The organism is Brucella rhizosphaerae, assembly GCF_002252475.1.
In the GTDB taxonomy this organism is placed as follows: domain Bacteria; phylum Pseudomonadota; class Alphaproteobacteria; order Rhizobiales; family Rhizobiaceae; genus Brucella; species Brucella rhizosphaerae.
This window is the reverse complement of record NZ_NNRK01000021.1, coordinates 46,579-59,258: the sequence shown is the minus strand read 5'-3', so window position 1 is coordinate 59,258 and position 12,680 is coordinate 46,579. Positions and strand designations below refer to the sequence as shown.

Here is a 12,680-nt window from a genome sequence, read left to right as displayed (position 1 = left end):
ACATTTATCCGTTCTGCGCGTGCGCTTATGCGAGGCCACCATGAAAGTGGCTCAGGAACTCTCGGGTTGCGGCTTCACGGGGTTCGTTGATCATCTCACGTGCATTACCCGTTTCAACGACATAGCCGTCCTGCATAAATATGACTTTGTCAGCAACGTCACGTGCAAATGCCATTTCATGAGTGACGAGGATCATCGTCATGCCCTGCTCAGCCAGTTGCCGGATTACCGCCAGAACTTCACCGACCAGTGCTGGATCAAGAGCTGAAGTGGCCTCATCAAACAGCATCACTTCGGGACGCATGGCGAGCGCTCTCGCAATCGCCACACGCTGTTTCTGACCACCGGAAAGCTGCTCGGGTCGAGCATCAGCACGGGCTGCAAGCCCTACCTTTTCCAGCAATTCCATTGCCAGATCACGAGCGGATTTTTTGTCCTGTTTCAGAACTGTAACCGGGCCGACCATGACGTTATCGAGAACGCTCATATGCGGAAACAGATTGAAGTTCTGAAACACCATACCGGTATTGGCACGGAATGCCGCGAGATATTTATCCTTCAGAGAAACATTCCCTGAAGAGAAATCTATCTTCTGCTCGCCGATTGCGATGTAACCCGCATCAGGCAACGAAAGCAGATTAAGGCTGCGCAGCAGCGTCGATTTACCGGAGCCACTTGGCCCTATCAGGGCTACAACCTGACCTCGCTCGACGGCAAGGCTGATATTGCGCAGGACTTCGATGTCGCCAAATGACTTTTTTAGTCCGCGCACTTCAATCATAGGTCCAGCATTCATGGCGTGTCTCCACTAGAATGGCGCTTCATACAGCTCCTCATTTCAGCCTGCCTTCCAGCCCATGGGCGAGCCGTGTCAGCGGAAAGAGAACTGCGAGATACAGCACTGCAATCAAGGTGTAGGTTTCAAGTGGACGATAGGTTGCCGAGGTGACGAGCTGACCCTGATAAAGAAGGTCGGGTACAGCAAGAACCGACAGAAGCGATGTATTCTTAAGCTGAAGCACTGATTGGTTGACCAGTGGCGGCACCATACGGCGTAACGCCTGCGGTAGAATGATCTTACCCATGAGCTGACCGCGACGCATACCGATAGCACGCCCCGCATCCCATTGCCCGGCGTCTATTGAAACAATGCCGCCGCGGATGATTTCCGCGTAAAATGCCGCTCCATAAAATGTAAGTGTGATGAATGCCGCCATGGCTGGTGAAATTTCAAACCCGATGAGCATGGGCAGCGCGTAATAGCACCAGACGAGCTGCACCAGTACTGGTGTACAGCGAAATATCTCGACGACAGTCATAATGGGCACGGTAATGATTTTATTGCCAGAAAGCCTGCCCAAAGCGAAGACTGTGCCAACAAAAATACCCGCAAGCACCGTGATCACTGTGAAGCCGACAGTGTAGGCCAGCCCCTGGAGGAACAATCCTCGATATTGCCAGAGGCCGGAGAAGTCCCATTGATAGTCCATTAATTCACTCTTTCTGACATCCCGGCAAAGGCACGGGATGACGTTGAGCTGAACAGCCAATGCCCAAGCGACAAAACATCGAAGATCGGCAAGCCACAGGCTTTTGCAACTGCTGGTCGAAATGGCGGCATGTTCGTGCACTCAAAAACAATGGCACCAAGATCAGGATGGTCTGACTGAAGCCATTGCACCGCAAGTATGATTTCAGCTTCAAGCGCGGCGCGATCATAATTCCCGCTGCCTTCAATCAGATCCCGAAATGCCCCGTCGTTTGGCATACCAATCCTTGGTGTTCTTATATCGGCACGACAGGCGATAAAAATCGCATCATCGAGACTGGCTTTATCATAGGTGATCACACCCACTTTGCGATGAGGCCCTATCAGGGTACTAACCATCGGTAATTGAAGCAGACTGGACGTTGCTATCGGCACTGATAGTTTTGCACTTAGAACACTTTGATGCCTGGCCATGAAACCACAGGAGGTAACCAGCGCGCTGCAACCCTGATCAATCAAAACTTCCCCTGCCGCGATGAAGTTTTCGATCAATCCTGCACCACCGTGACGGATGATTTTATCGGGTGACGCACCACTTACCCTTGTGAAGCGCACCGGCATTTCCCATGACGCTGAATTGCCGACATCTCCAGGCGGACGCGGAAAGCCAGTGTCAAGCATGATGACACCGAGTGATCTTTGCTGCTGCTGCATGATGGTTGACGCGTCAGAACTTCAGGGTTGGCGGCAGGTCAGATGGCTGAATGCCGACAAGCGAAAGACTGCTGACGATCCATTCGTTGACCTTGCCTTCCTCGCGACTCTTTTTCAGCCAAACATCAACATAGTCGCGGAATTCGCCCTTTTCGTCCTTGCGCACGCCAATCGTCGTTGGCTGGCTATCCAGCGGCTCCGGAACAAATACTTTAAACTTCGCGCCAAGCTTATGCGCTGTCACCACGGACATCAGAGCAACCTGCACAATCGCATCAGCCCGGCCGGACTGTAGTGCAATAACCGTTTCATCTGCACCTTTAAGCGCAACAAGCGTGCAATTGGGCAGCGTTTTGCGGGCGAAAAGATCCTGCGTGGAGCCCAGATCAACCGTGACACGGATTTCCGGCTTGTTCAATTCTTCCCAGCTTTTGATCTCGCGGTCCTTACTGGTGATGACGGTAAAGACATTGTCCATCATGGCTTCGGTGAAATCGACGGTTTTTGCGCGTTCAGGATTATTGCTGAGAGCAAACATAATGTCGATCTTGCCGCTCTGAAGGTCCATGACAGAATTACCCCAGGTGGTTTCTACCATTTCCAGTGGAACGCCGATATTTTCAGCCAGATCTTTGCCCATGGAAACGCAAAAGCCATCCCATTCGCCTGTGGCGAGATTTTTCTGATAGTAAGGCGGCGTGCCATTGAACACACCAATGCGCAGAGCGCCTCGATCCTTGATGGCTTTCAGTGTCGCACCTTCTTCGACAGCCCATGAAAATCCGGGCGCTAGCATGACCGCTGCACCGCCCAAAAACGTTGTCTGGATAAACTTACGTCTATTCATTGTGTTTCCCTCTTGTTTGAACCGAGCATTACTGTGCGCTTGAATGCGCCAGGCTGCTTTCTCTGTTAAACTTATTGGAAAGGACCACCGAGTAACTGACATTCTCGATCCCTTCGATCTGCGCCAGTTCTTCAATCAGTGCTTCCAGATCTTCAAGAAACCCGACATGGACCCGACACAATATGTTCGCCGGGCCACTGATAGCATCTGCTGCAAGAATTTCCGGATAAGCACGCAAGGCTCCAAACAAGCGCTGTACGATGCGCTGCGATGCTGTGATGAACAGATAGGCTGAAATGCTGCTGTCATCCTTCGTCCGACGAACGATGGCGCGATAACCCAGTATTACACCGCGTCGCTCCAGACGGCCGATCCGCTCCTGAACACTCGATCGGGCAAGACCCACCCGCCGCGCCAGTTCGCTCGCAGGTAAGCGTGCGTTTTCTTCCAGGATACTCACCAGGTTGCGGTCGATACTATCACCATAGTCCATCGTGTTCCCTTATCGTTATTTTCCAATGAGAATGCGGCGCTTTCTCATCAAATAAAAGCATTGAAAATTGGATAATGCATGACTTAAACTCATGATGAAATTTTGGGGAAATCCGATGCGCCGCTTTCTTCCGTCCCTTTCTGCGCTGCACGCTTTCGATGCTTCGGTGCGCTATCTGAGCTTCACACGTGCATCGGAAAATCTCGGTATGACGCAAAGCGGCGTTAGCCGTCAGATCCAGAATCTTGAATCTTTTCTCGGCCTAAAGCTTTTTGAGCGCGCAGGGCCACGACTGGTATTGACGGAAGAAGGGCAGAGCTATTACGACGAAGTTTCGCGCATTCTCGCGAAACTTGAAGAAGTATCTATGGATGCAGTTCGTGGATACAAGACGCAAGGAATGCTTAAGATTGGTCTGCCGCCCACACTGATGCGGAAATGGGCACCAAGCATCATCAGCGACTTCGCCAGAGCGCATCCACAAATATGGTTTGAAGTATTTCCGTGTTCACATGATCTCGACTGGGGTAAGTCCGACCTTGATCTGGCCGTGCTGCGTGGCATCGGCAACTGGGCGAACGTGCGCAGTCATCTGTTGTTCCCAGAAGAACTCGTCGTGGTGGGGTCGCCAGACGTCGTTCCTGAGAACAGGCTGACTGGCGATGTCGAATTGCTCGACTTTCCGCTGATACAGAACTCAAATAGGCCCAGCCTATGGCTTCACTGGCTACGGGGTGCGGGTATCCACTATAATAAGCGCATCTTTGGCCCGCGCCTGCCAACACATGATGTGATCATCCAATGTGCAGTTGCTGGTATGGGTCTTGCGATCGCCCCCAGGATTTTCGTGCAGGATGAGTTAGCTTCTGGAAAACTCAAACTGGCGCTGGAGCGTGTCCAGACATCAGGAGAGAGTTATTTTCTTTGCTCAGCGCAGGCGCGTCAGGGCTCGAAAAATGTTCGCCTCTTTCGCGACTGGTTCATTGCGGAAGCAAAACGCCACAGACGCCATCAGCCTGTGGCGTTATAAGCTTAGATATAGGAACGCTCAACAGGCTTCAAATCCAGCGGGTTTTCACCGCGCTTCAAAAGCCATGAATATACTGGGGGAACACGGTCAGCGATTGATTCAACATGAATGTCGATGAAGCATGGCCCATCTTTCCATGCGAAGGCTTCCTCCAGGGCTGTATCAACCCCATCAGCAGTTTTTGCCGTCCATGCTTTTAAGCCATAAGCTTCGGCGATTGCTTGACCTTTGGGAGCAAGAAAATCGACGCCAAAGCATTGGTTGTGCCCTTTCAGCCGGTGCAGGCCTTTGATCCAGCCGAAAGTTGCATTGTTGAAAAGGATCAAAATAGCAGGCACCTGCAATCGCACCAGCGTTTCAAGCTCACCTACCGTCATGCCGAATGAACCATCCCCAAACAGTCCGATGGGCCGTTTGGTGGGGTCGGCACGCCATGCACCAACTGTTGCGGGAAGTGCTGATCCAAGACCACCAAAGGCACGCGGAATGGCAAAACGCGTTTCCTGATCATTTATCTTCAGAAAGCGGGTCATATAGGGCGTCGGTGTACCGGCATCGGAGTATATCAGGGCTGGTTGGCCAGATTGACTGAGTGCTTCATTAAAGGAACGTACAACCCGTTCCGGACGCAAAGGCACGCGCTCGTCGTTTAAAGCTTCCTCGGCATGCTCCCAGAAAATGCGCCTGCTGGCATTCAATTCCTCGATCCAGCCATCGTGCTTTTTGGGCTCTATTGTCAGCTCAATCTGCAACAGTTCTTCAAGAACCAGCAATGCATCGCCCTGAATGGAGAGCAGATTCTCGTAATTGTTAGCCATGATTTCAGGCGAAATATCGATCTGTGCCAGTCGGCGATTGAGTGTGATCTTGGGGAATGTCCAGCCGATCGTGACCACCGAACCGATACGCGACCCAACAAACAAAGTAAAATCGGAATGTTCCAATGCCCAGTTGGCATGGGGATGATACCCATTGTCGCCAATCACACCGATGGCCAGACGGTGATCGTCATCGATCGCGCCCTGCCCAGTCATCGTTGTACACATCGGAATGTTATACTTCTCGGCCAACCTTGAAATCTGGCTGCCTGCACGGGCACGATTGACGCCCCCACCCGCGACGATCAGAGGTCGTTCTGCCTTGGCAATCAGTTCGAGCAGTTCATGCAACTTCTGCTTTGGCGGCAGTGTGGGGAAAGCCGGGAAGGTTTTACACTCTTCTTCAACATGCAGCGAAATACGCGCAGGGTCGACCTCGGCGAGAAGCATATCCTCAGGGATCTGGAGATGGACCGCGCCAGGTTTACCGGAACAGGCCACACGAAACGCGCGGCGGATGATTTCTGGCAATTTCTCGGCAGATTTCACTTGAACGGAAAGCTTTGTCACCGGCTCAAACAGTTTGGCGCAATCAAGCTCGGTCAGAACACCACGTCCCTCCCCGGGCAGTGGAATATCGATGGTCAGGAGGATCACTGGTATTGAAGATCCGTTCGATTCAGCGACAGGCGGCAGCGAATACATAGCACCCGCACCCGACGGACATTCGAAAACGCCCGGTTTGTTGGTAAAGCGTCCGTAGGCATCCGCCATATAGCCGGCGGAACGTTCGTCACGCGCCATGATATGGCGTATTTCTCCCTCCCGCTGCTGAAGCGCTTCATAGAGAGGTACATTGGTGTCGCCCGGCACTCCGAAGATTGTCTCCACGCCATAGCCAATCAACATTTGGACCAAAATATCCGCGCCGCGCATTCCACTACTCCTTCAAAACCTGATGCGAGTAGAATACGGATGATCTCGTTCAGCCTGTACCGGCGTTTCGCCGGTTTATGCTGGAGGTGTCCGTCAATACGCGGTTGAACTCTGTCGTTTCGCGGTAATTCCAACCACTCCAATGCCAATGCTTTGCGCGCGAACCTCAATTATCGATGCTATCGCTGAGGGTTTTGGAGGAAACCCAGTCTCAGACCAAATTGGCGACAACACTTCCTGGCCGCCTGACGCATTATTGCGATATCATGGGAACAGGTAACTATTCATAGCCCTTAAAACAGTTCCCAAAGCTAAAGCCTTTTATGCACTGCATCTGAGACGCAATGTGCTTCCAGTGCGAATATCCGACCCAAACGTCCAGCAACTGCGCAAAACATTCACCATAGCTGGGCAGGCTTCTACAATTCGCAAAACGCAAACTTTAATGCGTAAAATGTAAACGGACCTTTTCAGGTTCCCGTATCATATACGTTTCAATAATAAACCAGGGAACGAATGATGAAGAAGCTCAATCTATGCCTCGCCACAACTGCGATCACGAGCATGCTGGTGATTTCCGCCCATGCCGCAGAAGAGAACGCCTGCAAGACGCCGAAATTTTCAGATGTCGGCTGGACCGACATCACCGCAACGACGGCACTAGCGTCGCTTCTGTTAGAATTGGCTGACTACGAACCTCAGACAACTATTCTGTCTGTACCCGTGACCCTGCAATCACTTGAAAACGGACAAATTGATATTTTTCTTGGAAACTGGATGCCACTTCAGGAAGAAGTACGAAAGCCTTATCTGGAAGGCAACAAGATAGAACGAGCGGCGACTAATCTGGAAGGGGCCAAGATCGGCCTTGCGACCACAGGTGGGAATCTTGATATCAAGCAATACGCAGACATAGCCAATTTCAAGGATCAGCTTGGTGGCAAGATCTACGGTATCGAAGCCGGCAGCAGCGCCAATGCCACAATCCAAACCATGGTCGAGAACGACAAATTTGGACTAAAGGATTTCCAGTTGGCAGAGTCCAGTGAGCAGGCAATGCTTTCACAGGTTCAAAATGCAGTGCGGAAGAACGAGCCTATTGTATTCTTCGCATGGACCCCGCATCCGATGAACATTAAATACAAGCTGACCTATCTTGAGAATGGCGATAATGTCTTTGGGCCGGATGACGGCGCGGCAACTGTAGAAACTCTTACGCGCAAAAACTATGCAACAGATTGCCCCAATGTTTCGCATTTCCTCTCGAACCTGAAGTTCGATACCGCGATGGAAAGTACAATGATGAAGCTGATCCTGGAAGATGGTATGGAGGCAAAAGCCGCCGTGACCAAGTGGATTGGTGAGAATCCGCAGCAACTCGACACGTGGCTCGAAGGGGTTCTGTTGCAAACATTTCATCAATGACTTGGATGGTAGTATCATGGCTTTTAAGCAGCTGAGTATTTTTGATGTTCAAAGGCCGCCATTTCGATAAGTCTGTCATTCTTTTATGTGTGAGATGGTATCTTGCTTACAATCTTAGCCTGCGCAATCTAAAGGAAATGATGGCAGAGCGCGGCATTGCGATGGACCATTCCACTGTGCATCGCTGGGTTCTGCATTTCAGCCCAAAACTGCTTGAGTGTTTCAATCGCAGGAGGCGCCAGGTGACACGTAAATGGAACCTTGACGAGACCTATGTGAAGGTCAAAGGCGTGTGGATGTACTTGTATCGTGCCATCGATAGTAACGGGGATACGGTTGAGTTCTGTTTTAGTAAAGATCGTGATTTGGCCGCTGCCAAACGCTTCCTTCGCAAGGCTCTGGCTCGCCACGGCAGGCCAGAGCGCATTACCATTGATGGTAGCCAGACCAATAGAACAGCTATTTTGCAATGCGATGCAGAAAACAGGCTGAAACAGCATGGCCATCCCATCACGATCCGCTCCAGCAAATACATGAACAACACGATTGAGCAGGATCATCGCCGCGTCAAACGCCGGATAAGATCCATGCTCGGCTTCAAGTCTGAAGCCACTGCCAACATCACATTGGCTGGCATCGAACTCGTTCACATGATGCGCAAACAACAAGGCATCTTCGCCTTAACGAAAGCGCTTTCTCTCAAACAACAGTTCACAGCGCTCGCAGCATAATTCCGTCCAGAGTTAAGCAGCGCTCCGTGCTGACCGAATTTTTGCAACAGAACCTTCAGAGACGTATCCGACAGGTAATATTCGATCTCGACGTGCTTATCCTTTGTGACCTCATACGCCTTGTCGGGATCGCGGTTGAGCGCGGCGACGTCTTCAGTCTGGCCGCTCGCTTCCAGTTCTGCCTGTTTGTCCTTATCGCGGATAATGATCTCACCCGGCCCGACAGTGGCACGAACTTCCTGACGCGTATCGTCAAGCTGATACGTGCCTTCTGCAGTATTGTTGGGCTGCGCGGTTTGTTCAGGCTGCTGTTGCTTACCGATTAGGTCGATATTGGCCTGAACATCGAAGCCCTCATATTGCTTCGATCCTGAGAAATTCTCGTGCGTAAGCGTGCCGGTATCGAGCGTCAGATCACCGCTTTCGGATATGATCTTGCCTGCGCCAAGATGGGTATTGCCCTCGACGGTCAGATCAATCCTGCGCAATTAAGTCACAGGCTTACCTTCCTTCAAACGGCGTTCAAATTCTTCCATCGCTTCAGGATCGTGATCAATCATCCTATCCAGTAACGCATCTTCTTCAGTAGCCCAATGAATCAACATGTCGCCACCACTCCCCGATGCCGTTAAAATAAAACCGTCTATTGTGGGATCGATAACATCACATTTACTCTCATTCACAGTTATCAATCCACCATACCCTTGATACGGAATGATTAAATGATATCTAATACTATCCAACCAGTAGATTGCATAGACTTCAACAGCATAATCACGAGTTAGCTCTTTTATTTTCATCGACAACCCTCAGTTCGTAAACTTCATATCATAGGCCCGATTACTTATCGAGTTATACTGATAATGAATCGTAATATTTGACCCATCAGGAAGCTCATGGGATATCTGCATTTTCTGCCAGCCATTTGAGATTGGAAAACGTGGGTCATTATTAAGGTTTTGGAGTGGTTCTCCTGCACTGGGTTTCCATTTAATCTGGTTCCACAGAACTTGTTCTTCCAGATTTCTCGGCTGTGTTGCCTGCCACGGTTTGGCAGTTGATATTTTATCATAATCGATGTTCATACCCGAAACAGGTGGCGGAACAACAGGCGGCTTTCCCCCTGAATTTCCGCCGTTGTTTGAGCCCTTATCGTCCAGCGGTGGACCACCATTGTGACCCATACCCGGAGCTTCTTCACTCAGCACCACATTTTTCACGCCACCGGATTGCATGCTGTAAACAACGTTCTGCAATGATGCGCGCGCCATTGACTTGCCGTTCAGCGTACCACCGGCGAGAACAAGCACCCCCGTTGTGGGATCTAGCATAAAATCCAGCACCGACTTGGTGCCGTCCGGCATGGAAAGCGTTGCCGTCCGCTTTAGGTCAGAACCGTTCCCCTGCAGGCGTACGACAGTACCGTCATCCAGATTGTGCGTCTCATCAATCTTGCCGCCGCCTGCTGGATTCGTGGTGCCAAGTAAAATGGTTGCAGTCGCAAGACCCATCAAACCAGCGTTCTGCGGTCATCACAGCAAATGCCGTTCTGCATGTCTCTGCACCAATTACAGAGATCGGGAAGGTTTGTTGGAGCTTTCACCAGTATCTGGAACCGAGATGATGTTGAGATCACGCCCGACATTGGCAGTGATCGTCTCGCCTTCAACATCCGCACCCTTCAGATTGCTATCGCGACCAGATTCAATATTGATGTTACCTGATCCGGTGACGTGGCTGTTGCAATGGCCATGGGCCAAGCTTGAATAGAGAGCCGTATGCGCTGAAAGTTGCACGTACGGTTCGAGCGCCATTCCAACGATGTCGATATGCCAGTGTTATAGCCATCAGCATTCCCAATCAGATACTGATTGAAATAGTAACCTTTGGGCTTACCGTCGAGTTCGTCCAATGAAGACCAGAGCCATTGCGTCAGAGCGATTGCTTCACCGTTTGCTGGAACAACACCTATTCCCTTTGCGAACCCAACAGACTGAACTACCTTGACTCGATCTTCAAAACCTAAAGTGTTCAAGTACGCCGTAATGGCAGCCGAACGCTGCCCAATCGCGGTTCCGGTCTCAAGCGAGACAGTTTTGCCATTCGGTAGTTTTTGGGATTTCGACCACATTCTCGGGCGCAATCTTGGCGCCTATCTTTGTTGGTTCAGACTTAGCGTATTCTGACGCGACAAAAATCACTGAACGTCGCTAGCCGCCACTGTAGCCAGTACGTATCTTTCACGGCTCTCTAAGAATGCCTCTACCTCGTAAGCGACTGGCGTAGAAGGATCACCAAACACCAGCACAACTGAAACGATCTGACCGACTGGCAGTTCCACTGTGTCTGTTTCACCAATCGTCGTGGCCTCTACTGGCTTCGACAGCGCAAATACGTCGTTCTCTTTCAATACTTTCATTTCTTTGCCGGAATTCCTGTGACGAGGCGAACAGTCCCTGAATTATCTTTCATGAACACGAATGTTGTGTTTATTGTTTTACCATTAGTGCCAGTTATGGCGATTACCTGCTCATAAGTTTGCCCGTATTGCGTGGCTTTAGTCGCAACAGCAGTTTTTGGATCGAAACGTAATTGTGAAGCGAGTTCCTGCCAGTTGCTCTGATTAAATCCAAGAGCTTGACTGAACCAGTTGGCTTTAGTTTGGTTCTGTGGGTGCAGGGGATCGAGCAAATACCCCTTCAGCTTACTCTCAACGTTCGAAGAGTCAAAACCAAATTTACTTGTGCCAGCCGTTCCACCGAGCTTCTGCTTTGCGGCATTAAAGAGAGTCTTCGATGAAGCTATCGCTTTATTGACAACTTTTCCTCGCACTGATTTCGGCGTGATCTTGGCAACGATAATCGTCGCAGCAACAGCTATACTCGCAGCCACTTCCGGCGTTATTTCGCCATTTTCTACAGCCTGTGTTTGCCGGGAAATGAAATCATTTACCATACGATTGATGGCATCAAGATCGCCACCATTTTTCTCGATCTCGGCTTTGATTTCATTTTCCAAAGGAGCCATAGCGAGACTGGACGGCATAAAGTCCAGAAGCCGTGCAATCTGTTCAAAGCCCTCTGGGTCCTGTTCGATACGCTTGCTGAAATACTCAAGACCGGAAGCACCGCTTTCGACGACAGCCAAACGTAACTTGTCAAAGCCTTCAAGACACAGATTGATTGCTGCTGTCGAATAGCGTTCGCAGACCCCACCCGCATAAGCCTTTGAGATGAAAATATCCAGTAGGTTGAAGCCTTGACGGCCTACGCAACTCCGAAGTTCCTGCAAAGCCTCTTTGCTATTGATGCTATTGGCAATTTCCCCTGTGAGCTGCAAAGCTTCCTGCCGGGTTTGAGCGTCAAGGCCACTTTTGGTGCCTACAAATGCAGACAATGCGTCCCTAAGTGTAGAACCAGCCTCCTGAAGCGCATCAGCAGCAGCCTTTACCGATGTATCCGACAGATAATATTCGATCTCGACGTGCTTATCCTTGGTGATCTCGTACGCCTTGTCCGAATCACGGTTGAGGCTTGCAATATCTTCAGTCTGGCCGCTCGCTTCCAGTTCTGCCTGTTTGTCCTTATCGCGGATAATGATCTCACCCGGCCCGACGGTGGCACGAACTTCCTGACGCGTATCGCCAAGCTGATACGTGCCTTCAGCAGTGTTGTTGGGCTGCGAGGTTTGGTCAGGCTGCTGTTGCTTACCGGTTAGGTCGATATTGGCCTGAACATCGAAGCCCTCATATTGCTTCGATCCTGAGAAATCCTCGTGCGTAAGCGTGCCGGTATCGAGCGTCAGATCACCGCTTTCGGATATGATCTTACCAGCACCAAGATGTGTGTTGCCCTCGACGGTCAGATCAATCCTGCGCAATTAAGTCACAGGCTTACCTTCCTTCAAACGGCGTTCAAATTCTTCCATCGCTTCAGGATCGTGATCAATCATCCTATCCAATAACGCATCTTTTTCAGTAGCCCAATGGATAAACATATCACGGCCACTTCCAGATTTTATTAAAACAAATCCATTTATTGAAGGGTCAATTACATCACAATTTTCTTCTGTTACTACCATTAAACCACCAAATTTCTTATATGGAATGACAAGATGGTGCCTTACCTCATCAAACCAATAAATTGCATAGACTTCTACTACCCTTTCGAAGCCATCTCTTTCCATTATTTTCATCAT

The 12,680-nt window shown here is 50.4% G+C and carries 16 protein-coding genes; 3 read left to right on the top strand and 13 right to left on the bottom strand.

Translation table 11 applies throughout. The features are described 5' to 3' along the window. Nucleotides 1-25: 25 nt before the first annotated feature. From CEV32_RS05565 to CEV32_RS05545, 5 genes are read right to left on the bottom strand one after another with little or no spacing between them, the layout of a single operon-like run. Nucleotides 26-796: an amino acid ABC transporter ATP-binding protein gene (locus tag CEV32_RS05565; RefSeq protein WP_094574954.1), complete on the bottom strand. Its 771-nt coding sequence runs from the start codon at nt 794-796 to the stop codon at nt 26-28. A 37-nt stretch (nt 797-833) separates the two neighbouring features. Then, on the bottom strand, nt 834-1,490 hold the full coding sequence (locus CEV32_RS05560; RefSeq protein ID WP_094574952.1) for an amino acid ABC transporter permease: 657 nt from the start codon (nt 1,488-1,490) through the stop codon (nt 834-836). After that, on the bottom strand, nt 1,490-2,203 hold the full coding sequence (locus CEV32_RS05555; protein ID WP_094574950.1) for an aspartate/glutamate racemase family protein: 714 nt from the start codon (nt 2,201-2,203) through the stop codon (nt 1,490-1,492). Before CEV32_RS05555 ends, CEV32_RS05560 begins: the two co-directional genes overlap by 1 nt. Before the next feature lie 13 nt (nt 2,204-2,216). Continuing rightward, nucleotides 2,217-3,050: a transporter substrate-binding domain-containing protein gene (locus tag CEV32_RS05550; protein ID WP_094574948.1), complete on the bottom strand. Its 834-nt coding sequence runs from the start codon at nt 3,048-3,050 to the stop codon at nt 2,217-2,219. A gap of 28 nt (nt 3,051-3,078) precedes the next feature. Continuing rightward, nucleotides 3,079-3,543, bottom strand: coding sequence for an Lrp/AsnC family transcriptional regulator (locus CEV32_RS05545; protein WP_094574946.1), 465 nt, complete (start codon nt 3,541-3,543; stop codon nt 3,079-3,081). A 115-nt stretch (nt 3,544-3,658) separates the two neighbouring features. Between CEV32_RS05545 and CEV32_RS05540 the strand changes: the two genes are divergently transcribed. Beyond that, nucleotides 3,659-4,573, top strand: a complete 915-nt coding sequence (locus CEV32_RS05540) for a LysR substrate-binding domain-containing protein (protein ID WP_094575023.1) — start codon at nt 3,659-3,661, stop codon at nt 4,571-4,573. 2 nt (nt 4,574-4,575) lie between these two features. Here CEV32_RS05540 and CEV32_RS05535 read toward each other — a convergent pair whose 3' ends face one another. Then, on the bottom strand, nt 4,576-6,327 hold the full coding sequence (locus CEV32_RS05535) for a thiamine pyrophosphate-binding protein (protein ID WP_094574944.1): 1,752 nt from the start codon (nt 6,325-6,327) through the stop codon (nt 4,576-4,578). A gap of 519 nt (nt 6,328-6,846) precedes the next feature. Here CEV32_RS05535 and CEV32_RS05530 point away from each other — a divergent pair. Together CEV32_RS05530 and CEV32_RS05525 are read left to right on the top strand one after the other, a co-directional pair. Beyond that, a complete protein-coding gene (locus tag CEV32_RS05530; RefSeq protein WP_094574942.1) occupies nt 6,847-7,752 on the top strand; it encodes a glycine betaine ABC transporter substrate-binding protein in 906 nt (301 codons plus the stop codon). Nucleotides 7,753-7,796: 44 nt separating this feature from the next. Beyond that, nucleotides 7,797-8,483, top strand: a complete 687-nt coding sequence (locus CEV32_RS05525; protein WP_094574940.1) for an IS6 family transposase — start codon at nt 7,797-7,799, stop codon at nt 8,481-8,483. Here the strand turns inward: CEV32_RS05525 and CEV32_RS05520 are convergent. The 7 genes from CEV32_RS05520 to CEV32_RS05490 all read right to left on the bottom strand — a co-directional run bounded on the left by CEV32_RS05520 (nt 8,399) and on the right by CEV32_RS05490 (nt 12,680). Further along, nucleotides 8,399-8,971 (bottom strand): hypothetical protein, encoded by a 573-nt coding sequence (locus CEV32_RS05520; RefSeq protein ID WP_094574938.1) that lies wholly within the window; start codon nt 8,969-8,971, stop codon nt 8,399-8,401. The genes CEV32_RS05525 and CEV32_RS05520 overlap by 85 nt on opposite strands. Next, entirely contained in the window at nt 8,972-9,283 is a 312-nt protein-coding gene (locus tag CEV32_RS05515; protein ID WP_094574936.1) for a hypothetical protein, read from the bottom strand. Nucleotides 9,284-9,292: 9 nt separating this feature from the next. Continuing rightward, nucleotides 9,293-9,994 carry a hypothetical protein gene (locus CEV32_RS05510; protein WP_094574934.1) on the bottom strand — a complete coding sequence of 234 codons (702 nt, stop codon included), beginning with the start codon at nt 9,992-9,994 and terminating at the stop codon, nt 9,293-9,295. Between the two features lie 57 nt (nt 9,995-10,051). After that, nucleotides 10,052-10,297: a hemagglutinin repeat-containing protein gene (locus tag CEV32_RS05505; protein WP_094574932.1), complete on the bottom strand. Its 246-nt coding sequence runs from the start codon at nt 10,295-10,297 to the stop codon at nt 10,052-10,054. A 383-nt stretch (nt 10,298-10,680) separates the two neighbouring features. Beyond that, on the bottom strand, nt 10,681-10,902 hold the full coding sequence (locus CEV32_RS05500) for a hypothetical protein (RefSeq protein WP_094574930.1): 222 nt from the start codon (nt 10,900-10,902) through the stop codon (nt 10,681-10,683). Further along, on the bottom strand, nt 10,899-12,362 hold the full coding sequence (locus CEV32_RS23815; protein ID WP_208620803.1) for a DUF6883 domain-containing protein: 1,464 nt from the start codon (nt 12,360-12,362) through the stop codon (nt 10,899-10,901). Before CEV32_RS23815 ends, CEV32_RS05500 begins: the two co-directional genes overlap by 4 nt. Next, nucleotides 12,363-12,680, bottom strand: a complete 318-nt coding sequence (locus CEV32_RS05490) for a hypothetical protein (protein ID WP_094574928.1) — start codon at nt 12,678-12,680, stop codon at nt 12,363-12,365.

Coding starts and splice junctions, on each gene's coding strand:
- CEV32_RS05535 (WP_094574944.1), bottom strand. CDS start 6,327: ATGCGCGGCGCGGATATTTTGGTCCAAATGTTGATTGGCTATGGCGTG.
- CEV32_RS05525 (WP_094574940.1), top strand. CDS start 7,797: ATGTTCAAAGGCCGCCATTTCGATAAGTCTGTCATTCTTTTATGTGTG.
- CEV32_RS05500 (WP_094574930.1), bottom strand. CDS start 10,902: ATGAAAGTATTGAAAGAGAACGACGTATTTGCGCTGTCGAAGCCAGTA.
- CEV32_RS05560 (WP_094574952.1), bottom strand. CDS start 1,490: ATGGACTATCAATGGGACTTCTCCGGCCTCTGGCAATATCGAGGATTG.
- CEV32_RS05515 (WP_094574936.1), bottom strand. CDS start 9,283: ATGAAAATAAAAGAGCTAACTCGTGATTATGCTGTTGAAGTCTATGCA.
- CEV32_RS05565 (WP_094574954.1), bottom strand. CDS start 796: ATGAATGCTGGACCTATGATTGAAGTGCGCGGACTAAAAAAGTCATTT.
- CEV32_RS05530 (WP_094574942.1), top strand. CDS start 6,847: ATGAAGAAGCTCAATCTATGCCTCGCCACAACTGCGATCACGAGCATG.
- CEV32_RS05510 (WP_094574934.1), bottom strand. CDS start 9,994: ATGGGTCTTGCGACTGCAACCATTTTACTTGGCACCACGAATCCAGCA.
- CEV32_RS05555 (WP_094574950.1), bottom strand. CDS start 2,203: ATGCAGCAGCAGCAAAGATCACTCGGTGTCATCATGCTTGACACTGGC.
- CEV32_RS05550 (WP_094574948.1), bottom strand. CDS start 3,050: ATGAATAGACGTAAGTTTATCCAGACAACGTTTTTGGGCGGTGCAGCG.
- CEV32_RS05505 (WP_094574932.1), bottom strand. CDS start 10,297: ATGGCGCTCGAACCGTACGTGCAACTTTCAGCGCATACGGCTCTCTAT.
- CEV32_RS05545 (WP_094574946.1), bottom strand. CDS start 3,543: ATGGACTATGGTGATAGTATCGACCGCAACCTGGTGAGTATCCTGGAA.
- CEV32_RS05490 (WP_094574928.1), bottom strand. CDS start 12,680: ATGATGAAAATAATGGAAAGAGATGGCTTCGAAAGGGTAGTAGAAGTC.
- CEV32_RS05540 (WP_094575023.1), top strand. CDS start 3,659: ATGCGCCGCTTTCTTCCGTCCCTTTCTGCGCTGCACGCTTTCGATGCT.